This window comes from Paenibacillus solisilvae, from assembly GCF_042656405.1.
Classification (GTDB): domain Bacteria; phylum Bacillota; class Bacilli; order Paenibacillales; family Paenibacillaceae; genus Paenibacillus_Z; species Paenibacillus_Z solisilvae.
On the sequence record NZ_JBHSOW010000096.1, the window covers coordinates 30,867 to 51,538 of the forward strand.

19 protein-coding genes and 1 riboswitch are annotated in these 20,672 nt (G+C 48.0%); of the genes, 7 read left to right on the forward strand and 12 right to left on the reverse strand.

Translation table 11 applies throughout. The features are described 5' to 3' along the window. Positions 1-2: 2 nt before the first annotated feature. From ACFPYJ_RS25360 to ytxC, 5 genes are all read right to left on the reverse strand, one after another. The gene (locus tag ACFPYJ_RS25360) at positions 3-143 is read right to left on the reverse strand and encodes a hypothetical protein (RefSeq protein WP_379191022.1); all 141 of its coding nucleotides are present in this window, start codon (positions 141-143) and stop codon (positions 3-5) included. Between the two features lie 71 nt (positions 144-214). Further along, complete coding sequence (locus ACFPYJ_RS25365; protein WP_379191023.1) at positions 215-760, reverse strand: RNA polymerase sigma factor; 546 nt, start codon at positions 758-760, stop codon at positions 215-217. Positions 761-881: 121 nt separating this feature from the next. Further along, on the reverse strand, positions 882-1,472 hold the full coding sequence (locus ACFPYJ_RS25370; protein WP_379191106.1) for a 3D domain-containing protein: 591 nt from the start codon (positions 1,470-1,472) through the stop codon (positions 882-884). 98 nt (positions 1,473-1,570) lie between these two features. Beyond that, the gene (thrS, locus tag ACFPYJ_RS25375) at positions 1,571-3,508 is read right to left on the reverse strand and encodes a threonine--tRNA ligase (RefSeq protein WP_379191024.1); all 1,938 of its coding nucleotides are present in this window, start codon (positions 3,506-3,508) and stop codon (positions 1,571-1,573) included. A gap of 416 nt (positions 3,509-3,924) precedes the next feature. Further along, the gene (ytxC, locus tag ACFPYJ_RS25380) at positions 3,925-4,926 is read right to left on the reverse strand and encodes a sporulation protein YtxC (protein ID WP_379191025.1); all 1,002 of its coding nucleotides are present in this window, start codon (positions 4,924-4,926) and stop codon (positions 3,925-3,927) included. A gap of 210 nt (positions 4,927-5,136) precedes the next feature. Between ytxC and ACFPYJ_RS25385 the strand changes: the two genes are divergently transcribed. After that, entirely contained in the window at positions 5,137-6,249 is a 1,113-nt protein-coding gene (locus tag ACFPYJ_RS25385; RefSeq protein ID WP_379191026.1) for a GGDEF domain-containing protein, read from the forward strand. Between the two features lie 129 nt (positions 6,250-6,378). On the opposite strand, the gene mqnC is transcribed toward ACFPYJ_RS25385, so the two are convergent. From mqnC to metA, 4 genes are all read right to left on the reverse strand, one after another. Further along, positions 6,379-7,515 carry a cyclic dehypoxanthinyl futalosine synthase gene (gene mqnC / locus ACFPYJ_RS25390; RefSeq protein WP_379191027.1) on the reverse strand — a complete coding sequence of 379 codons (1,137 nt, stop codon included), beginning with the start codon at positions 7,513-7,515 and terminating at the stop codon, positions 6,379-6,381. 160 nt (positions 7,516-7,675) lie between these two features. Then, the gene (locus ACFPYJ_RS25395) at positions 7,676-8,866 is read right to left on the reverse strand and encodes a trans-sulfuration enzyme family protein (RefSeq protein WP_379191028.1); all 1,191 of its coding nucleotides are present in this window, start codon (positions 8,864-8,866) and stop codon (positions 7,676-7,678) included. A 4-nt stretch (positions 8,867-8,870) separates the two neighbouring features. After that, positions 8,871-10,031, reverse strand: coding sequence for a PLP-dependent transferase (locus tag ACFPYJ_RS25400; protein ID WP_379191029.1), 1,161 nt, complete (start codon positions 10,029-10,031; stop codon positions 8,871-8,873). Between the two features lie 46 nt (positions 10,032-10,077). Then, on the reverse strand, positions 10,078-10,995 hold the full coding sequence (gene metA / locus ACFPYJ_RS25405; RefSeq protein WP_379191030.1) for a homoserine O-acetyltransferase MetA: 918 nt from the start codon (positions 10,993-10,995) through the stop codon (positions 10,078-10,080). A 112-nt stretch (positions 10,996-11,107) separates the two neighbouring features. Further along, a riboswitch (SAM riboswitch) is annotated at positions 11,108-11,218 on the reverse strand. Positions 11,219-11,666: 448 nt separating this feature from the next. Between metA and corA the strand changes: the two genes are divergently transcribed. After that, on the forward strand, positions 11,667-12,602 hold the full coding sequence (gene corA / locus ACFPYJ_RS25410; protein WP_379191031.1) for a magnesium/cobalt transporter CorA: 936 nt from the start codon (positions 11,667-11,669) through the stop codon (positions 12,600-12,602). 89 nt (positions 12,603-12,691) lie between these two features. Here corA and ACFPYJ_RS25415 read toward each other — a convergent pair whose 3' ends face one another. After that, positions 12,692-13,963: an MFS transporter gene (locus tag ACFPYJ_RS25415; RefSeq protein ID WP_379191107.1), complete on the reverse strand. Its 1,272-nt coding sequence runs from the start codon at positions 13,961-13,963 to the stop codon at positions 12,692-12,694. 286 nt (positions 13,964-14,249) lie between these two features. Here ACFPYJ_RS25415 and ACFPYJ_RS25420 point away from each other — a divergent pair, with 286 nt between their 5' ends. From ACFPYJ_RS25420 to ACFPYJ_RS25435, 4 genes are all read left to right on the forward strand, one after another. Next, positions 14,250-15,383: a sugar-transfer associated ATP-grasp domain-containing protein gene (locus ACFPYJ_RS25420; protein WP_379191032.1), complete on the forward strand. Its 1,134-nt coding sequence runs from the start codon at positions 14,250-14,252 to the stop codon at positions 15,381-15,383. Positions 15,384-15,472: 89 nt separating this feature from the next. Continuing rightward, positions 15,473-16,375 carry a LysR family transcriptional regulator gene (locus ACFPYJ_RS25425; RefSeq protein WP_379191034.1) on the forward strand — a complete coding sequence of 301 codons (903 nt, stop codon included), beginning with the start codon at positions 15,473-15,475 and terminating at the stop codon, positions 16,373-16,375. Between the two features lie 50 nt (positions 16,376-16,425). After that, a complete protein-coding gene (locus tag ACFPYJ_RS25430; RefSeq protein ID WP_379191035.1) occupies positions 16,426-17,235 on the forward strand; it encodes a histidinol-phosphatase in 810 nt (269 codons plus the stop codon). Between the two features lie 174 nt (positions 17,236-17,409). Continuing rightward, complete coding sequence (locus ACFPYJ_RS25435; RefSeq protein ID WP_379191036.1) at positions 17,410-18,321, forward strand: EamA family transporter; 912 nt, start codon at positions 17,410-17,412, stop codon at positions 18,319-18,321. A gap of 27 nt (positions 18,322-18,348) precedes the next feature. Here ACFPYJ_RS25435 and ACFPYJ_RS25440 read toward each other — a convergent pair whose 3' ends face one another. After that, positions 18,349-19,185 (reverse strand): DUF695 domain-containing protein, encoded by an 837-nt coding sequence (locus ACFPYJ_RS25440; RefSeq protein ID WP_379191037.1) that lies wholly within the window; start codon positions 19,183-19,185, stop codon positions 18,349-18,351. Positions 19,186-19,417: 232 nt separating this feature from the next. Here ACFPYJ_RS25440 and ACFPYJ_RS25445 point away from each other — a divergent pair, with 232 nt between their 5' ends. Next, positions 19,418-19,726, forward strand: coding sequence for a winged helix-turn-helix transcriptional regulator (locus ACFPYJ_RS25445; RefSeq protein ID WP_379191038.1), 309 nt, complete (start codon positions 19,418-19,420; stop codon positions 19,724-19,726). A gap of 170 nt (positions 19,727-19,896) precedes the next feature. Here ACFPYJ_RS25445 and sdhB read toward each other — a convergent pair whose 3' ends face one another. Further along, a complete protein-coding gene (gene sdhB / locus ACFPYJ_RS25450) occupies positions 19,897-20,661 on the reverse strand; it encodes a succinate dehydrogenase iron-sulfur subunit (protein ID WP_379191039.1) in 765 nt (254 codons plus the stop codon). Between the last annotated feature and the right edge of the window lie 11 nt (positions 20,662-20,672).

A 20,672-nucleotide genomic window follows, 5' to 3' on the forward strand; every position in this document is an offset into this window, starting at 1 on the left:
GTTTATTTCTCGGATTTTTGCGATGCGAATTTATTTGCTGTTTGGTTTGTTGCATTTACAGAATTTGCTGCATTTTCGGAAGCAAATTCGGCATTATATTTGTTTTGGGATGCGTTAAGTTTATTGTTTTTATTTTTAGCCATTGGCGTGCTCACCTCCCGTACAAGCTATAGTATGGCGGGTCGGTGATTATATTATGTAGTTAATTTCAGGCTTATCCCGGCAAACTCCCTGAGCCGCTCATCCAGCGCTTTAACTGGATTTTGGTACGATGAATACGCGCTTTAATCGTGCCCACAGGCTCCTTCATTGCATCCGCGATCTCCTGGTCTTTAAACCCGTAATAAAACTTATACAGCAGCATAGTGCGCGATTTGGCATCCAGCACGCCAAGCAGTTCAGAAATTTCGATCATTAATTCTGCTTCCGTCTTAGCTGGAAGCAGTGAATGCCGGCAAGCTTCATCTGTTTCACAGGTGCTGCAGCGCTGCCACCGCTTGGATTCTTTATTCAAGTTAAGGGCAACATTAACGGTTATGCTCTTTGCCCAAGCGCTTAATTTGCTATGCTCCCTCAATGTATGATGATTCGCTAACATTCGAACCCAAGCCTCCTGGACAACGTCCAGCGCATCCGACTTATTATACAGCTTGGAGTAGGCAACACGGACCATTTGATTATATAGTTCTCTGAGCTCATCCTCGGAGCTTGATGACTGCAACAGTTTGCCTGATTCGACAGGTGAATATTCATCATTCATCGATAATCGCTCCAATTAATCTAATGATAGCGTTTACAATTATAGTACCACACCTCATATGTAAAAAAAAGAACATTCAACAAATTTTTCATTTTGTTGAATGCCGCTTCGAAGGAGAATATTATGATTTTAGATATACATCTGGAATTTTCTTCTCAACTGTGACCGCATGATTAAGCTCATTAAGCCAGGCTTCCGTAAGTTTCCCTTTCCCTTGTCTCATTACATGAACGACAACGGTTCGTTTGCCCCACTGCTTAAAGACCTGCCTGCGCGTCTCGAAATAAAGATCAATCTTCCTGCCTTTGATTGCTGATCCTGTATCTGCTACCACCCCATAGCCATAGCCGGGGATAAACAATAAAGTCCCAATAGGAAATACCTTAGGATCGGCAGCAATTGTCGAAACAATGGCCCGTCTTACTTTAACACCTGAATAAGTAATTCCGTACTGCGGGTGACCTGGCCGTTTACCGGTTGATTCGATTCCTGCAGTATAGCCGGTTGCAACTACCCGAATATGCTTCAGCGCCTGTACGCTGCTGTTTGTCGGTTTGATTGGTTTCTGCTGCGCCTTCGTGCTTGCTTGCTGCTGATGCGAAGATGGATGATTCGGCTTCGCTGTACATTGGGCAGAAACATTCATGAGAAGCAAACCGCATGCGATGATTATGCTCATCAGCATCCGTTGAAACGCAATAAAGCTCGTCATCATTTGGTTTGTAGTCCCCCTTACTCGGAAGCATACCCCAACGTGACAAGCTTTATGCAGCCCCTTTTAGAAGGTGCTAGACTCATAGAAAGAAGCGTTTAGATTTGTTTGGTGCTGATTTCCTCCTGCAGCAAAGCTATGAGCTCAGCAACCGGCTTAGCCCCGATGTCGCCTTCTCCACGTTTACGGACAGATACGGTACCGGACTGAGCTTCATTATCCCCGAGCACCAGCATATAAGGCGCTTTTTCCAACTGCGCTTCACGGATTTTGTAGCCAAGCTTCTCATTGCGCAAATCAGATTCAACTCGAATTCCAGCCAGCTGCAGCTTCTCCTCCACCTCGCGCGCATAACCCTCGAATGCAGTTGATACAGGGATGATTTTTGCTTGAACCGGCGAGAGCCAGAGCGGAAGCGCACCCGCGAAGTTCTCCAGCAGGAATGCGGTCATACGCTCCATTGTACTGATAATGCCCCGATGAATGACGACAGGACGATGTTTCTTCCCATCATCACCGACATATTCAAGTTCAAAGCGTTCAGGGAGCAAGAAATCCAGCTGAGCAGTGGAGAGCGTCTCTTCCTTGCCAAGCGCTGTCTTAATTTGAACATCAAGCTTCGGACCGTAAAATGCCGCTTCACCCTCTGCCTCAAAAAACGGCAAGCCAAGCTCTTCGACAACTTCACGAAGCATACGCTGGGACATCTCCCACATTTCGTCATTCTGGAAGTATTTCTCAGTATCTTGAGGATCACGATAGGACAACCGGAAGCGATAGTCCTTAATTCCGAAATCATCATAAACTTGACGAATCAAGTTAACCACCCGGGCAAACTCATCCTTGATTTGATCCGGACGGCAGAAGATATGAGCGTCATTAAGCGTCATCGCACGGACACGGTGAAGGCCAGTCAGCGCCCCGGACATTTCATAACGGTGCATCGTTCCGAGTTCTGCTATTCGGATTGGCAAATCACGGTAAGAGCGCATGTCGCTCTTGAACACCATCATATGATGGGGACAGTTCATCGGACGAAGAACGAGCTCTTCGTTGTCCATAATCATTTTGGGGAACATATCCTCACTGTAGTGCTCCCAGTGTCCACTTGTTTTGTACAGCTCAACATTGGCAAGAACCGGCGTATATACATGCTGATAGCCTAAACGTTCTTCCAGATCAACGATGTAACGCTCCATTGTTCTGCGAAGCTTCGCACCGTTTGGAAGCCATAGCGGGAGCCCTTGTCCCACCTCTCTGGAGAAAGAGAACATCTTGAGCTCACGGCCCAGCTTGCGGTGATCGCGTTTCTTAGCCTCTTCAAGGAAATGCAAATGTTCGTCAAGCTGTGCTTTCTTCGGAAACGCAGTACCGTATATACGCTGCAGCATTTTGTTCTTCGAATCACCGCGCCAGTAAGCGCCGGCAACGCTGAGCAGCTTGAATGCTTTAATTTTACCGGTTGAAGGCAAATGAGGTCCGCGGCATAAGTCAAAGAACTCGCCCTGATCATAGATCGTCAGCTCGGCTTCTATCGGCAAATCACGGATAAGCTCCAGCTTAAGCGGATCATTAAGCTCGGTAAACGTTGCGATTGCATCCTCACGGCTGATTACGCGGCGGCGGATCGGAAGATCCTCCTGTACGATCCGTTCCATTTCTTTCTCGATTTTGATCAGATCCTCAGGTGTGAGCGACTGCTCCAGATCGATATCATAATAGAAACCATCTTCAATAACAGGTCCAATTCCAAGTTTAACTTCGGTTTTGCCGAAGAGCCGTTTAATGGCTTGGGCCATCAAATGCGCCGTACTGTGACGGTACACTTCCAGTCCGTCCGCCGAATCCACTGTTACGATTTCAAGTGAAGCATCGCCTTCAATCGGTGTGTACACATCAATGACTTTACCGTCCAATTTACCGGCGATGGCGTTTTTTCTAAGCCCGGAGCTGATTGAGCCCGCAACTTCCTCCACTGTTGTTCCTTTCGCATACTCCCGGATTGCTCCGTCTGGCAGTTTTACTTTTACAGTCATTCCCTATTCCTCCTGAACGTTATCCTGCGGAACTGCTCTCGTATCCGCATAGGATCAATGTAAGCGCTGCGGATGTGCAGACAACAAAAAAAGCACACATCCCGCGAAGGGACGAGTGCTTGATAGACCCGTGGTTCCACCCTAATTCAACCTGCACAGCCAAAGTAGCATGAAGCGGCTGCCGATCCTTGTGAACGTTCTGTAACGGGAACGGCCCGATACAGCTTACAACCGTAACATAAGGTTCCGGCTTCAACTGTACAGCTACAAAGGGGTATAAGTACAACTGCTGTCGTAAGGAAATTACAGCCAAGTTTCCTCTCTCTGAAACGAGCATTTCATACTTACATGTCTTTGTCTTTGCTTTTACTGCCATCATTATAATCCGCCAGCGCTTGCCTGGTCAAGCCCGATGTTCAGGGAATGACATTCCGAACCCGCAAGCCTGCCTTTACGTCATTTGCCGCCGGCTGAATCGCCGCCGTATCTTCAAAATATGAACCGCAGTGCTCACAATCGGTGCACAGCTGCACACGCTGCTCAAAGATCGTCTCTAACGTTCTCATGACAGGAAGCTCGGGCTGACGTGTGTGAATTACAATTTGCTGGGGTGAGACTGTAATCAGTGTACTGACAATCATGTCCTCCATATTCATTTCCGTTTCCAGCATCTCAGCTACGATGCGGTCGGCCTGGATAGCCTCAAGGAGCTGGAATTGATCATCATACAAGGCGAACTCCGTGCCTCCTTTGTGCAGAACATGAACAATAGGAAGCTTGATCTCCTGCATCCGGACAAAATATTTAAGCAGCGAAATAAATTCCTGGTACTGCTGATCCATGACGTACTCATCCACCGCATAAGCCACAACCTCGCGCAGCTCCTCCCAATAAGTTGCAAGTCGGAAGGTTACAAATCCGTCCAGATGGATGCGTGTGTGGCTGCTAAGAAATTGCTCCAATTCATCGGCTACTTTATTTTTTCTCCGCTCCCTGTCATTCCGCAGCATGTCTGAATCGGCCTGGTCTTCTTCGGATGTCGGCACTGCAGCGCCATACAGCAAATTTCTGCAGTACAGCTCTACGGTTCCGATTTCTTTGTCATCTTCGTAGTGAAATTGTTTGCGGATAATGGCTTTGAGCAGCAAGGGCTCAAGCTCTGCCAAAATGTAATTAGCAAATGCGCCGGCTGCTTTGCGGTAAGCGGCCGGTCCCTGCTCGACAAGGTTAAATTGCGGCAGTACAGCGTTGCATTTAATTTCATTTGCTTCATAATCGAGGTCGAATGTATGGGCAGCAGTCTGATTGATCGCTTCATTTTCGTTATGTAAATCGACGAATTCTTCGTTTAAACAACGGTGCAGCCGATCAAGCGCCTCCATAGAAGCTGACATTAAAGAAACGGTGAACAGTTCCATGCGCTCCACTCCTAAATGTATGGTATGGCTTCCCAAATGCATGCTTCCAAGCTTGTCATACACGTTTATTTTGGCTTCCATAACAGTATATGGCCTTACAAAAGCATATATACGATGTAGGGAGTGGGGATACTGGCGGGGGATTGGAATGAAAGGTTATTCATGGTATATTGAGACTTGTTACGAAGTACGCCTGTTGGAGTGAGCCTAGTGGATTATGAGTCAATTGATTACAATCGTTACCGGTGGAATCGTATGCTTCTCAACGTTTTTTGGATTATTTTAATCCTCACCATCCTGTTAGAATTTTTGTATCTGATCACGATCACTGAAATACCTGCCTTTGAATTCTTTACCAATTTCATGTTAAAACCTTCTGCCTTGCAGCTGGTTGTTCTGCTCCTGACCGAAACCGCGCTTCGCGTACTCAAAGGAAAATACCAAGATTACATTCTCATACTCACCTCTGCTTTACTCGCCGTAATCATTGTCGAGATCCATAACTCCATCAATTACCTACTCCTAGCGCTTTTCTTGCCTGTTATGGTTTCCATCTTTTACTTCCACCCCAAGAAACTCATCTTTGCCTTATGTAATACACTTATGTCCCTGTATGGGCTTTATTGGAGTAATACTTGGATGAATGATGACATCACCTTGGTTGGTTTAACTACGATTACCGTTATGTTTTGCGTCTTTTCATTAATTGCTTGGGGAATATTGAGACGCGGCCGGGAATTAATGATTTATCTTAAATCCTCATTCGAATCCCATCAGGAGCTGCTGGTCAAAACCATTTGGATGGATAAATTAACCAAGACCGATGCACTGACGGACTTGTACAACCATATGACCTTTCATGAATATTTCGAGGAATTGATTGAGCAGCATGAGCAGAACAGCCTGCCTCTCCAGCTCGCAATTTTCGATATCGATAATTTCAAGCAGGTTAATGACATGTATGGCCACCGTGCAGGTGACGCCGTCTTGCAGCAGGTGTCTGAGCTCATTCGCAAGAAGACATGTGCCAACGACTTTGTCGCTAGGTACGGGGGCGAGGAGTTCGCCATATTGTTCACCGATAAGCTTAAAATGGAAGCGCTCAAAGTCGTCGAGCAAATTCGCCTGGACATTGCACAGGCTCCACATGAGCTTCAGCAGGGTAAAACCGTGACGGTCAGTATTGGTTTCGCAGAGTATGAATCCGGTGAGGGCAAGGAGCATTTCTTCAACCGGGCGGACGATGCGCTCTACAAAGCCAAAAGCACCGGTAAGAATAAAACCGTTATCGCGGCCGAGCCGTTTGAAAGTCATCTTGCCTAAGAAGAACGAACTTAAGTCCCATCTCCGGGTTCATTGCTTGATAACAAAAAAAAAGCTTCCTCATGACGAATGTTTGGATCATTCGCATGGGGAAGCTTCTTTTTTGCCTCGGAGAATCTGAATACCTGCTTAGTTCTGCATAACAAAATCGTTCAATGCGCCTTCGCTCTCATTGTACACTTTAAGAATATCGTAACGCGTATTCCGCTGAGCCGGAATTTTGCCAGCTTCACGGATCAAACGCAGGATGGATTCGATGTTCACTTTGTGAGTCGTGCCCGCAGCAGATACGACATTCTCTTCAATCATGGTGCTGCCAAAATCATTACAGCCATAAAAGAGAGACTGCTTGCCAACCTCAGGTCCCATCGTAACCCAAGACGATTGGAAGTTATCAATATTATCGAGCGTGATCCGGCTGATCGCAAGTGTCTTGAGGTATTCCTCAGGCGTAGCCTTTTCTCGCTTCATGTTCGTATTATCAGGCTGGAAGGTCCATGGAATGAACGCAAGGAAGCCTTTGGAATTATAGCCGTTTGCGAAGCATTCATCTTGGGCATCACGAACACGGATAAGGTGGAGTGCACGCTCCTCCATCTCTTCCCCAAAACCGATTACCATCGTTGCCGTTGTGTTCATACCGACGCGGTGCGCGGCCTTCATGACGTCCATCCAATCCGTCCATGAGCCTTTAAGGCGGCTGATTTTGCGTCTTGTACGGTCATCGAGGATTTCCCCGCCGCCGCCGGGAAGTGAATCAAGTCCAGCCAGATTCAACTGGCGAACAACCTCTTCGAGCGATAGGCCACCGGAAATTTCACGCATTTTTTGAATTTCTGCCGGGGAGAATGAGTGCATCGTAATACCCGGATAGTGGCTTTTGATTGTGCGCAGCAAGTCCAAATAATACGTAAATGGCAGATCCGGATTAACCCCGCCCTGCATGAGAATTTCTGTACCGCCGACATCCATCGTCTCTTTAATCTTAGTTAAAATCGTCTCATCCGGCAGCACATAACCTTCAGATGAGCCCGGTGGGCGATAAAATGCACAAAAGCGACAATACACGTCGCATACATTGGTATAATTGATATTACGACCTACGACGAATGTCGTAATGGGCTCCGGATGCTTGCGCAGCATGAGCTGATTAGCGACATGGCCCATTTTCTCAATCTCATCGGATTCAAATAATGCCGTACATTCTTCTAAACCAATTCGCTCGCCTTGAAGAGCTTTGTCTAGAATACGATCTATTTGCTGCATCTAGGAAGACCTCCTTCTCTCTCACATGTCCGTACCTGTATAGGCTTCTCTTTCATACTAACATAACTAAAGTAGCTGCGTCATCCGCAGAATGACGGAGCAAAATCAAGTCTAAAAGTCGAAAAACGCGGCTAGTCCGCTAGGACTGCCGCGTATCGCTTTAAATCGCTTCTTTCCCGTCCAGCGCCTGCTCCAAATCCGCAATCAAATCGTCAACGTCTTCAAGTCCGACTGAATAACGCACAAGACCGTCGGTAATGCCCCGCTGCAGACGAACCTCACGCGGCATCGCCGCATGCGACATCATCGCAGGGTACGATAGAATACTCTCTACTGCTCCGAGACTTACGGCTACAAGCGGCAGCTTGACCCGGCTTAATACCGCCTTGGCACGATCTCCATCCCCTACATCGAAGGAAACGACAGCTCCATAGCCGCGTGATTGTTTCTCATGAATCTCGCGCCGAGGATGGTTGGGAAGTCCCGGATAATAAACTTGAACCACATCCGAACGCTTGTCCAGCCAGTCAGCCAGCTTACGCGCACTGCTCTCGCTGTGCTCCATCCTAGCCTGCAAGGTTTTCATCCCACGGATAAGCAGCCATGATTCCTGCGCACTCAGCACGGTTCCAAGGCCATTCTGAAGCTGCTTCAAGCGACGACCCAGATCTTCATTGGCAACGACAGCCAGACCCGCCAGAACATCGCTGTGACCGCCTAGAAACTTCGTCGCACTGTGCAGCACAATATCGACGCCAAGCTCAATTGGACGTTGGTGATATGGGGTCATGAATGTGTTATCCAGCATCGTGATAAGGTCAAGTGACTTCGCCCATTCCGCAATTTCGCCGATATCGGTAATTTTCAATGTCGGGTTGGATGGCGTTTCCATAAAGACCGCTTTGGTATTTGATTTCAGTGCCGCTTTCACAGCTTCAAAATCCGTCATATCAACGAAAGTGGATTCAATACCCAGTCGATTGAGTACCGTTGTAAGCAGGCGGTATGTGCCTCCGTACACATCTTCTGTCACGATGACATGGTCACCGGAGGACAGTAGAAGGAACGAGGTTGAGATCGCTGCCATGCCTGATGCGAAAGCAAAGCCGCGGACTCCGCCTTCAAGCAAAGTAATGTAATCTTCCAGCGCCTGCCGGGTCGGATTGCCGGACCGGCTGTAATCATAATCCGGCGGGTTGAAGATATCATGGTGATGGAAAGTGGAAGCCTGGTAAATCGGCACACTGGAAGCACCTGTATGCTCATCGATTTCAGCTCCGAAATGAATCAGCTTCGTCGCGAATTTCTTTTCCTGCTTATCCTTAAGACTGCCGTGCTCTTGTTCTGCCATCGTGTTATGCCTCCCCAAACTCGCGTTTAGCCGCCTCTAGCGCCTGGCCCAAATCCGCGATGATGTCATCAGCATGCTCAATACCGACCGAGAAACGGAGCAGTCTGTCATCCACACCGATTTGACGGCGAATTTCTTCTGGAATATCCGCATGCGTCTGTACAGACGGATAAGTCATTAAGGACTCAACGCCGCCAAGACTTTCTGCGAAAGCGATCAGTTGGATGTGCCGAAGAATCGGTTCCACATAACGGGCATCCTTCAAACGGAAGGAGAAAATTCCTGTATTTCCGGAGGATTGCCGGCTCTGAACATCGTGGCCGGGATGGTGAGGCAAGGCTGGATAATAAACCTCGTCGACCGACTCATGCTCAAGCAGCCAGTTGGCAACCCGTGTAGCATTCTCTTGATGGCGTTCCATACGCAAAGCCAGTGTTTTCATCCCGCGCATCAGCAGCCAAGAATCCTGGGCACCCAGAACAGCGCCTATAGAATTATGAAGAAATGCCATTTGCTCTGACAGCTCTTTCCCTTTGGTGACGATCAGACCGGCAAGCACATCATTATGGCCTCCAAGATACTTTGTGGCGCTATGAATGACAATGTCTGCACCGAGCTCAATCGGACGCTGGAAGAAAGGAGTCAGGAGCGTGTTATCCACGATCGTCAGCATGCCTTTGGACTTTGCCCATGCACTTACACGTTCTATATCTGTAATCATCATCAGCGGATTCGTCGGCGTTTCAATGAGAACTGCTTTCGTGTTGGGCTGATACAGGGAAGACAGCGCATCGAGATCATTCGTATCTGCATAAGAAGCCGTCACACCGAACCGGCTCATGATGCGCTCCAGAAGACGGTAAGTACCGCCGTACAAATCAAGGGAAACCAGCAGATGATCCCCTTGGCTGAACAAAGCGAAAATCGTTTGGAGGGCAGCCATTCCGCTGCTGCAGGCAAAGCCTGCATCACCGGATTCCAGACCTGCCGCAGCCTCTTCCAGAACCTTGCGTGTGGGACTCTTCGTTCGGGCGTAATCAAAACCTGTGCTCTCTCCAAGCTTCGGATGGCGGAAAGCCGTCGAATTGTAGATCGGGAAGCTGACAGCCCCCGTAACAGGCTCTTGAATGGATCCAATCTGGGCTAATCGGCTTTCAATTTTCATTGTAATAGGGCTCCTTTTGTAATCGTTGGACGATTGCTGATCTATCTTAAATATACGCCCCTAAATCATAAGGGGTTTGCTGATAAACATAATAATTCAGCCAGTTGGAAAACAGCAGGTTCGCGTGCGCACGCCAGGTGGACAGCGGAGCCAGCTCTGGATTGTCGTTAGGAAAATAATTTTTGGGTACGGCGATTTGAAGGCCTTTGGCCGTATCGCGGTCATACTCATATTTGAGTGTCTGCGGATCATATTCTGCATGCCCCGTGACGAAAATTTGCCTGCCGTCTTTAGATGCAGCAATATAGATTCCGGCATCCGGTGATGTAGAGAGAATCTCAAGCTCCGCCATACGCTCGACATCCTCGCGGCGCACTTCGGTGTGACGCGATTGCGGCACGTAGAACTGTTCGTCAAAGCCGCGCATCAACGGGACATTCCTTTTCTCTACAATGTGCGGGAACACTCCGAAAATTTTCTCGTCAAGATCGACTTTAGGAACCCCGAAGTGATGAAACAACCCCGCCTGCGCTCCCCAACAAATATGAAAGGTTGACGTGACGCGGCGTTTGCTCCAATCCATGATTTCCTTAAGCTCTTCCCAATAGGCGACATCTTCAAACGGCATTTGCTCTACAGGAGCACCCGTGATGATAAGACCATCATAATATTCATGGGCGATATCCTCAAACGTCTTATAAAAGCTTTCCAGATGCTCAGAAGATGTATTCTTGGACGTATATGTCTTCATGTGAAGGAGCACGGCTTCCAGCTGCAGCGGCGTGTTGCCGATCAGCCTTAGAAGCTGGGTTTCTGTCGTTTCCTTCGTCGGCATAAGGTTCAAAATAGCGATGCGCAGCGGGCGAATATCTTGATGATACGCCACACTCTCATCCATAACAAAAATGTTCTCCTCTGACAAAATTTCTTTGGCAGGTAAATGATCCGGTACTTTAATCGGCATCTCAATCACTCCTCAAGGGTGCAGTCTGTTCAACATTACTTTTCTTTGAGGACGCAGGAAAAAGCCCCCTCTCTGTCGTCAGAGAGGGGGCACAAATGTATCGTTCATGCGCCTCTCATCTCCCAGAAACATTAAATCGTTTCCGCAAGAATTAGCACCGTGCGTGTTAACGCCGGTTGCCGGGCTTCATCGGGCTAGTCCCTCCGCCTGCTCTTGATAAGAAAGCTTGCTATTCGGTTAATATCTAACTTACTAGCTCCACTTTAAATCATTCCTCTGTTCCCGTCAAGTCGATTCCGCCGGCTACGGTGAAGCTTTCGGAAGTTCGCACCGCTTCAATGACGGGGCATATGCTGTAGTAGAAGAGCCCTCTAGTTTCTGCTTGAATGGAAAGACATTGTCGGAGTATACTAGACAAGGATTGCACAGCTTCTATAGCTGATGTCAAATGACATTAAAGGGGTGTTGACGAATATGGATGGCGACCCGAGGCCTAAATTACCGGTATCGCAAGATGACGTGACAGTTAACGTTCTGAAGTCTATGTTCGTCAATGCCGCTTAATTATATACGGCTTAACTTGCATAACTTAATGGGCGTCTATCGTCCGTTCTCTTCCACTTTACCGGCATCTTGGGGTATTGCAGCAAGGATGAGAGGAGAGGACGCGGATGAAAATCCGGTTGGTTAATCAAGGTGTATTTACACCCGTTGAGGATATTAGAGCAGCGCTAGTTCCGCCTGCCCAAGGATTTTATTGGATTGATGCCGATGTCGATGATCTTGAAGTTCTGCAGCCTATATTTCAGCTCCATGAGCTGGCTGTTGAAGATTGTCTCAGTGAAGAAGAGCAGCGTCCGAAGATTGAGATTCATGAAGGCCATTATTTTATCGTTATTAACAGTATCCGATTCGACGATGAGGAAATTTTCCTCCGTGCGCTTAATATTTTTCTTGGCCGTCATTATATCATTACGGTAACCAAGCAGAAGATCAACGAACTTCGTTCCCTGAAACCTATTCTGTGGGAAGAAGGCGTTAACCGGCCCGATTATTTCCTTTATCATCTCATTGATATTGTGGTCGATAATTACTTCCTCGTAGGAGACCGGATTGAAGCCCGTATCGAGAGACTGGAAGAAGATATCCTCATGCACACCAAAAAATCCCACCTCACCGAAATTATCGGTCTTAGAAGTGAGATTCTATGGCTCAAAAAAGTGCTTGGGCCGCAGACGCAGGTTATTGCGACATTGAACAAAAAGGACTTGAAGCTCATTGACGATCAGCTGCAGAAGTACTTCAGCGATATCTATGAGAATGCCGTCAAGATTGCTGAAACCTTCGAGACGTACCGCGATCTAATGGCTAACTTACGCGAGGCTTACCAGTCGAGTCTGGCCAGCCGGGCCAATGATATCATGCGCGTATTTACTGCATTGACGACAATATTCATGCCATTAACTTTTCTTACAGGCATTTACGGAATGAATTTCGATTTTCTTCCCGGCATCCACAGCCACAGCGGATCCTATATTCTGCTCGTATTCATGCTCCTGCTGGGAGCGGGCATGCTGTATGTGTTCAGAAAGAAAGATTGGTTATGATGGGCGCAGAAGGAATACGAATGTAGAGGCTCTCTTCGGTCTAATGGACCTTAGAGAGCCTCTTTGTTGTGCATGTCCGGAACATCTCATTAAACAGATTCGCCAGCTGTCGCTTCCTTCCGGCCTTTATCCAAATTCACGAAGGCCAAAATCGCAATGCCGATAATAAAGAAGGCGACAAGCGACAAGATCGCTAACCGGCTTGATCCCGTAATCGTTCCTACTACCGAGAATACAAGAGGACCGGCAACCGAGGAGAATTTACTCGACAAGCTAAGGAAACCGAAGAACTCGGCGGTTCTTGAGGGCGGCACCAGATTGGCATACATCGATCTTGCAATCGCTTGACTGCCTCCCTGGACAAGTCCAACCATAAAGGCAAGTAAATAAAAATGAATCGAATTCGTCATAAAATAACCAAGAATGACAATTACGACATAAATAACCAAAGATCCGTTCAACGATTTCTTCGAACCGAAACGGGAGGCCAGCTTAATAAACAAGAGCGTGCTCGGATAACCCACAAACTGAGTAATGAGCAGGGCAAGAATAAGGTCTGAGGTTCCGATGCCAATTCCGCTCCCGTAGATGGTTGCCATTACGATCACCGTGTTAATGCCGTCATTGAAGAACCAGAATGCCGCCATATATTTGAGCAGCTCCGGATAGCGGGATGCGGTCTTCATTGTCCGGCCAATCCGCGCAAATCCGCTTTTGACTGCATCACCGTAGCTAAGTGCTGCACCCTTCGCTCTCTCTTTCACATGCCTGACGATCGGAATCGAGAATAGAAGCCACCATATTCCCACCGTGATAAACGCGACTTGTGTGGCCGTCGTCTTATCCGGAAACCCAACCATCTCCCATCCCTCGATCATGACCAGATTGACAGCCAGCAGCAGCCCGCCCCCAAGATAGCCAAGCGCATAGCCCCTGGCACTCAGCGAATCCCGCTTCTCCGGCGGCGCAACTTCCGTTAATAATCCATCATAAAAGGTGTTCCCTGCCGAAAACCCGATCGTCCCCAATATCACAAGTGAGGAAGCAAGCAGCCAGTCTCCGGGCCCGATTAACGACATGAACATCGTCGCAAGAGCTCCGATAAACGCGAAGACGGCGAGAAATTTAACCTTCGCTCCGGAATAATCAGCAATTGCCCCCATGATCGGAGATAACAAAGCTACGAACAGCATTGCAATCGTTTGCGTGTAGCCCCAGTAATTCTCAGCCGTGTTTCCTACTAAATCAGCCCCTGCAACCGACTTGTAGAAAATGGGCATCACGGCTGCCATGATCGTTGTAGCAAAGGCTGAATTCGCCCAATCGTACAACAGCCATCCCCGAACCGCTTTTCGATCCATTGCGATCACCTCTTCTGTAATTGGCTTGTCATACTCGATCAATCTTTTCGACAATAATCTCCCGTTTCCTTTTAAAGCTTTTGTAAAGAAACCGCAATCAAAAAGATGTTTTTGTCGATATCAATTGAAAAATAGATTTATATTTTCAGAGCCAGCAGCAGTTTCTGCGGTTCTCCTCCAATACTAGTGCGGGTTCGACAAAAACAGGCTATTACCCCTGATCTATCACCGCTCTATAATAGAAGTATTCAAGAATGGATGAAGCACTTAAGAGGAGGATCTTCACATGCTCAAGAAGACCGTCTTACAAGCAGCCCGCCTAGGCGGAATACATATCCAATTGATAATGGCCAAATCCAAATACCGCGACAAGCTTAACCGGTTGATCCGTGCAAACGGAATGGTCATTCCCGCTCTTACCTCAGACCTCCAGCAGCGAACGCAGGGCTATTGGGAACGATATTACGGGGCCAAAATCAATTTATCCTGGCATGCTGCTTATGCGGCTGTAACCGGTTACGATGATGAACGGTATATTCCTGAGGATCTGTTTTTTATGGAGATCGAGCCTGCGCTTAACCGCAAGGAATTGTACCGCGCCTATGTGGATAAAAGTAATTTCAATCAGATCTTGACCGGTTTCGCTTCTCCTGCCTTGCTCTTCAAAATGATTAACGGCGCTTATTTAGACAGCAGCGGCGTTACGATTGATCAACGAAAGGCGGAGCATCTCCTCCTTGAGCATCAGGCAGATTTCGTGATCAAACCCTGCATTTCGGAAGAGGGCTCGCCGCCGGCAAAATGGATGACCAGTACAACAGGCAAGCTGATGGATGAGGGTTCGAGTGAGCAGAACTTCGAGCAGCTTATTGCAACCTTTCACAGCGGCGATTTCATCGTACAAGAATGCGTTAAGCAGCATAAGGAGCTCGCCCGTGTCTATCCGGTCTCGATTAATTCGCTTCGACTGCTGACTCTCCGGTTCAAAGGCGGCATTTATCTGCTCTGTGCCGGAGTCAGATTCGGCAGCGGCGGGAGCAAGGTGAGCGAGGAGGCCGGGATACTTTTCTGTTCCGTCGGAGTGGACGGACGGCTAAGCGAATCGGCGACCGACAGCTGCGGGAGACGGTACGACCATCACCCTTATACAAACTATGCATTTGGCCAAACGCGAATACCTGCTTACGGCTCTTTGGTAAGACATGTAGAATCCCTTCATGACCAGCTCCATTACTTTGATCTCATTTCCTGGGATTTTGCCTTATCTCCGTCAGGATCACCCGTCTTACTGGAAATCCATTTGACCCGGCAAGAGATAAATAGTTATCAGTTTAATGACGGTCCTTTATTCGGTCAATGGACGGAAGAAATCCTGCAGCTTGTCAAAGAACGCAAAAACACCGTCAGACCCCTCTTCTGATCCTCTCTTCTATTTTGCTGTTGAGCCGGTTTTCAATTATAATAGAAAGAGCATCTGATAGAAATCTTTAATCAAAAAGGGGGGGTTCCGTGAATATAAACCAACTTGAGACGTTATTAACGATCTCCAAGACGATGAGCTTTCGTAAAGCGGGTGAATTGCTCAACTTGACCCAACCCGCTGTCTCGGCACAAATCAAGAGCTTGGAGGATGAGTTTAAGACCGTTCTCATTGACCGGAATCAGCCTGTCACCTTAACCGATCGCGGTCAGGTCTTTCTGGAACATGCGGAGAAGATACTCGCAGTCGTCGAGGAGCTCAAACAAAAGCTGTCCGACCTTAGTCAAACGCCGCAAGGTCATATCGTTCTAGGAACGACCTCTTCAATCGCCATTCAAATACTGCCGCGCGTTCTCTCTTACTTCCAAGATCAATTCCCGATGATTAAGACAACCATTCACTCCATGCCCTCTTCTCAGGTCATGGCCAGCGTAGAGAATGGCTCCGTGGACATTGGCATCACCTACTTATCGGAGCGCAATCCAAATGTCGAGACGTCGATTCTGTATTATGATACCTACGAGCTGGTTGTCGCTCCCGAGCATCCCTTGAGCAATTTGAAGCATACTACGATCGAATCACTCAAGGATATTCCGATGATCATGCTCTCACCCGATACGCTGGGCAGACGTTTCCTTGATCAAATTTTTAAAAAGCTGAAGCTTCAGCCTCATATCCTCATGGAGCTTTCGAGCAGCGAAGAAGTGAAACGGATGGTGGAGATCAATCTTGGCGCGGCTGTCGTCTCCAAGCTGTCTATTGCCAATGAAGTCAGGCTTGGCACCCTTAAACGGATTAAAGTAAATGAGCTTGATATGAGCCACCCCGTCGGAGTTGTATATAAGTCAGGACGTTATATTAATTCAGCGATGCAGCAGTTCTTAAGTGATTTGAAAGGAATGCCGGAAGACCAATTCATCAGCAGCGAATAACATGGATTGGTTATTACTTACATTTGATGATCAGAAGGAGAACGAGAGCTATGAAATTTGATTTACACACGCATCACTTCAGATGCGGCCATGCTGACGATATCATCGAAGCTTATATCCAGGCGGCAATCGGGGCAGGTCTGGGAGTAATTGGAATCTCCGATCATTCTCCTTATTTTGCAAGTGAGCATGATCAGCCTCAGCCCGGCATTGCAATGGCCAGAAGTGATTTTGCTAATTATATAGCCGAAGTTCTCCAGTTGAAGGCCAAGTATGAAGGTAAAATCGATGTGCTCCTTGGCGTTGAATCAGATTTCTATCCGGAGCATGCTCAGCTGTATAAAGATATCTATGCGAAATACCCATTCGATTACATTATCGGATCCGTTCATCAAACGCGCGGAGTCAGCATATTCAACCGTAACCGCTGGAAAGGCTTGCCCCCTGCGAAGCAAATCGAGGAAAAACGTCATTATTATGAGCTGATCGGGCAATCGGCAGCAAGCGGTATGTTCCAGGTGCTGGGGCATATTGATGCCATGAAGGGTTATTATCCGGCTTTCTCGGATATTTCTGCGAACGATGCTGTAGACGAGGCATTAAGCATGATAGCAAGCAGCGGGGTGGCCATTGAAATTAATACCTCTGCGAAGCTGAAGGACGCTGAGGAGTGGTATCCATCTGACGCTATTCTAGAGCGCGCCCTTCACTTTGGTGTTCAGGTAACCTTCGGATCGGACTCCCATGTCCCAAGCCGCGTAGGTGATGAATGGGATGCGGTTGCTCAGCGGCTTAGGGAAATCGGCTTCAAGCAGTGGGTATATTTCAATCAAAAACAACCCGTAGTCGTTTCCTTATAGGCCTGGATACAAAAAAAAATTGGACCTGCACGCAGCAGGTCCATAATTATATAGTAAAAAGGGGGTCTTGTTTATTATAATAGCCCTCGAATGTAATGGGACGATAACAGATTGATTTCATTTGTGTAACAATTTTTGAAGCGCCTACTGTCAAAGCAAGGAGTTGAATGCATCATGTGGTTTGCAGCGGCGGTGGGCAGTGCCATCCTGTTCGGATTAGCCGGCTGGTGGATGAAAGTGTCCCAGATGCAGAGCGGTTCAACCGCTTGGCTGCTTCTGGGACTTTACTTGTCCGGGACAGTTGGTTTCGGCATCCACGCGGCAGTCGAAGATACTTTAATTCCATCGCTTCAGGATCCCAAAGTATGGGCGGCCGGGTTCATTATCGGTGCCGGCTCCGGGCTCGGGAATGCCTTGTTTATGAAAGCGCTGGAATACGGACCTGCCAGCTTAACGTCTCCACTGACCAATATGAACATCGTCCTCGTCATTGCGATGGGAACCTTCGTGTACCACGAACCTTTATCCGGCACGCAGTTTGGGGGCGTTCTGTTATTACTTCTGGCTGTCCTATTCGTTTCTTTCCGCGGAAACAAAGAGAAGCAGTCTATCAAGGAGTCGAGATGGTTTGTGTACGTAGCTGTCAGCATCCTTATGTTTGCTGTCCGTAATGGGGGCTTGAAAGTAACTGAGGAGATGAATCTTGCGGGGGCGCCAGTTTTATTCGTCGCTTATATATTATCCGTCCTGTGGTTTGCCCGGTCGGCAGTAAGAGAACGCAAGCAGCAGGTTTCATTGGGAGGATTAAATAATCTGCGGCATGAACGCGCCCTGCAGCTTGCTGCCAATTCCTCACGGACTGGCATGCGCTGGGGTCTGCTTGCCGGGTTATTCTCCTATGGCGGCCTGCAGCTGTATGCTATCTCGCTCCAAACCGGACAAGCCAATATCGCAGGTCCGATCTTTGCCGCAAACAGCTTAGTCGTGGCGGCAGGCTCAATTGTGCTCTATCGTGAACGACTTACTCCCCTGCAGTGGACTGCATTCATTCTCACTGCTGCAGGTCTGATCCTCATTCGATTGTGAGCCAGCGTCAACATGAGCATTCACGGCCTATCTGCTGCGGTGGGAGAATCCTTTTCGAAGCAGTGCCTGCGTGGATAAAAAAAAGCGTTTGATCTGATGCCGCAGCCGATTGCCGGAGGACAGCTTCATCACCGAACCCCATCCATCGTACCGCCCGCCCTTTCCAATCATGAGCCTGTACAGCTCGCGGACACGCTCATTTACCGTATCAAGCCTGACATCCTCAAATCTGCTGATAACCAGAGGATAAGGGTAGCCATTCTCGGGGTTGCCCTCCTTCTCTTTCTCAATCCGATATCCAAGTGTCTCAAGCATCGCTTCCATCTCGCGGCGATGATTATCCTCACGGAATAACAGCCAATGGTACACATGCCTTGGTTGTTTAATGTCATCCCCTTTGTGTATCAAAGCATAGATCATTTGAGCGTTGTGCACGAACAGTTCTTCCAGGGCGTCAGGCAGCATGAAGTGATAAAAGGTCCAGTCGGGATCCGGTTTCAAGTAATGCTGCACCCGGTATTCCCAATGCTTCTGCATCCACTCTTGGATAGCCGTCTCTTCTAACCGGCCTGCTCCCACGTAATAATAAAACTCCAGCCGCGTAGCTGCATTGATTCTGCCGACATAGATCGCATCCGCTTCACTCTTCAGCCACTGCTCAAGCTTCGATTCAAACTGTTCTAATCGTTTTATAAAATCCTGCTTCGAACGGTTGTCCGTGCGAATCGGGTATAAGTTTATCGTAATCGAAAACAACTCGTCATATCCAGCCAGCGGAGCAGAGGCCTTATAGCCAATATTGACCAGGACCCGCATTTGATCCGACTCCGTCCGGCGTTCATAAAATCCCCAATTGTCCGTCATAAAGCACCTCTGATTCATTTGGTAGCAGCTAGCTTGTCTTGTGCATACAAACTATTATAACGGTTCTATTCGACAGATGACTATGCTTTTTGCATAAAATACGTAAATTATGCTGCTAACTTTACTGAAGTTAATAATTTATTTTAAGTTCTTTGGGTGTTCTGTCGATTAAACACTCCTTTTTTAAAACACCTTGTGCTACAATGGAAGAAGTGAAAGAGGGGTGATTGCGGTGGACTATTCCAAAATGTGCCCAAAATACGAATGCGCAACGGAGTTACTCGGCAAGAAATGGACGGGCATGATCGTACGTGTTCTGCTTGGCGGGCCAAAACGGTTCAAAGAAGTGAAGGAACAGATTCCGGAAATGAGCGATAAAATGCTGACCGACCGGATGAAAGAACTCGAGCAGTTCCAAATTATTAAACGAAACGTTTATCCGGAAATGCCGGTTCGCATTGAATATGAGTTAACCGCCAAGGGGCGGGGATTAGAGCCCGTTATTCAATCGATTCAAGATTGGGGCGAGGATTGGTGTTAAGAAGCTGCTGCTATCAAGAAGGGCAGCTTTTCCACTTTTAGGAAATAGATAATAATAAGGCGCAGGACGAGAAATACGTCCTGACGCCTTTTTATGCTTTAGTCGAAAAAAAACACACGCGAGCGTTAAATAAACGCTTCGCGTGTGGGTAAAACGCTCAGGGCACCAGACTACATGCCGAGCCATTTCTTGAATAAATGCTTGGTTGTATCTTTGTTGATCGCTGCGATGGAAGTCGTAAGCGGAATGCCCTTCGGACATGAGCGTACGCAGTTCTGCGAGTTGCCGCAGCCTTCGATACCGCCATCCTCCATCAGGGTTTCCAGACGCTCCGCCTCATTCATTTCACCCGTAGGGTGAGCATTGAACAACCGAACCTGCGAGATCGCCGCCGGACCGATGAAGCTGTTCCGGTCATTAACATTCGGACAAGCTTCCAAGCATACGCCGCATGTCATGCATTTAGACAGCTCGTACGCCCACTGACGCTTCGTCTCAGCCATCCGGGGCCCAGGACCAAGATCATAGGTGCCATCGATCGGAATCCAAGCTTTAACGCGTTTGAGTGCGTTAAACATTCTCTCGCGATTGATAACAAGGTCACGGACCACTGGGAATGTGCTCATCGGCTGAAGCCGGATCGGCTGTTCGAGCTTATCGATCAGTGCACTGCAGGCCTGACGCGGCTTGCCGTTGATCACCATGGAGCAGGCTCCGCAAACTTCTTCCAGACAGTTGGATTCCCAACATACCGGAGCTGTCTTGTCTCCGTCCTGCTTCTTCGGATTACGCTGAATTTCCATCAGCGCACCGATCACGTTCATGTTCGGACGGTATGGAATTTCGAACGTTTCCGTATAGGACTGAGCGTCCGGGGCATCTTGACGCGTGATAATCAGCTTTACTGTTTTTGCTGCAACTGCCGTTTCCGCCATCGTTTATTCTC

Excerpts from the sequence above, each read along its gene's own strand:
- ACFPYJ_RS25360 (WP_379191022.1), bottom strand. The coding sequence starts at position 143 with ATGGCTAAAAATAAAAACAATAAACTTAACGCATCCCAAAACAAATAT.
- ACFPYJ_RS25365 (WP_379191023.1), bottom strand. The coding sequence starts at position 760 with ATGAATGATGAATATTCACCTGTCGAATCAGGCAAACTGTTGCAGTCA.
- ACFPYJ_RS25370 (WP_379191106.1), bottom strand. The coding sequence starts at position 1,472 with ATGACGAGCTTTATTGCGTTTCAACGGATGCTGATGAGCATAATCATC.
- thrS (WP_379191024.1), bottom strand. The coding sequence starts at position 3,508 with ATGACTGTAAAAGTAAAACTGCCAGACGGAGCAATCCGGGAGTATGCG.
- ytxC (WP_379191025.1), bottom strand. The coding sequence starts at position 4,926 with ATGGAACTGTTCACCGTTTCTTTAATGTCAGCTTCTATGGAGGCGCTT.
- mqnC (WP_379191027.1), bottom strand. The coding sequence starts at position 7,515 with ATGCAGCAAATAGATCGTATTCTAGACAAAGCTCTTCAAGGCGAGCGA.
- ACFPYJ_RS25395 (WP_379191028.1), bottom strand. The coding sequence starts at position 8,866 with ATGGCAGAACAAGAGCACGGCAGTCTTAAGGATAAGCAGGAAAAGAAA.
- ACFPYJ_RS25400 (WP_379191029.1), bottom strand. The coding sequence starts at position 10,031 with ATGAAAATTGAAAGCCGATTAGCCCAGATTGGATCCATTCAAGAGCCT.
- metA (WP_379191030.1), bottom strand. The coding sequence starts at position 10,995 with ATGCCGATTAAAGTACCGGATCATTTACCTGCCAAAGAAATTTTGTCA.
- corA (WP_379191031.1), top strand. The coding sequence starts at position 11,667 with ATGAAAATCCGGTTGGTTAATCAAGGTGTATTTACACCCGTTGAGGAT.
- ACFPYJ_RS25415 (WP_379191107.1), bottom strand. The coding sequence starts at position 13,963 with ATGGATCGAAAAGCGGTTCGGGGATGGCTGTTGTACGATTGGGCGAAT.
- ACFPYJ_RS25420 (WP_379191032.1), top strand. The coding sequence starts at position 14,250 with ATGCTCAAGAAGACCGTCTTACAAGCAGCCCGCCTAGGCGGAATACAT.
- ACFPYJ_RS25430 (WP_379191035.1), top strand. The coding sequence starts at position 16,426 with ATGAAATTTGATTTACACACGCATCACTTCAGATGCGGCCATGCTGAC.
- ACFPYJ_RS25435 (WP_379191036.1), top strand. The coding sequence starts at position 17,410 with ATGTGGTTTGCAGCGGCGGTGGGCAGTGCCATCCTGTTCGGATTAGCC.
- ACFPYJ_RS25440 (WP_379191037.1), bottom strand. The coding sequence starts at position 19,185 with ATGACGGACAATTGGGGATTTTATGAACGCCGGACGGAGTCGGATCAA.
- sdhB (WP_379191039.1), bottom strand. The coding sequence starts at position 20,661 with ATGGCGGAAACGGCAGTTGCAGCAAAAACAGTAAAGCTGATTATCACG.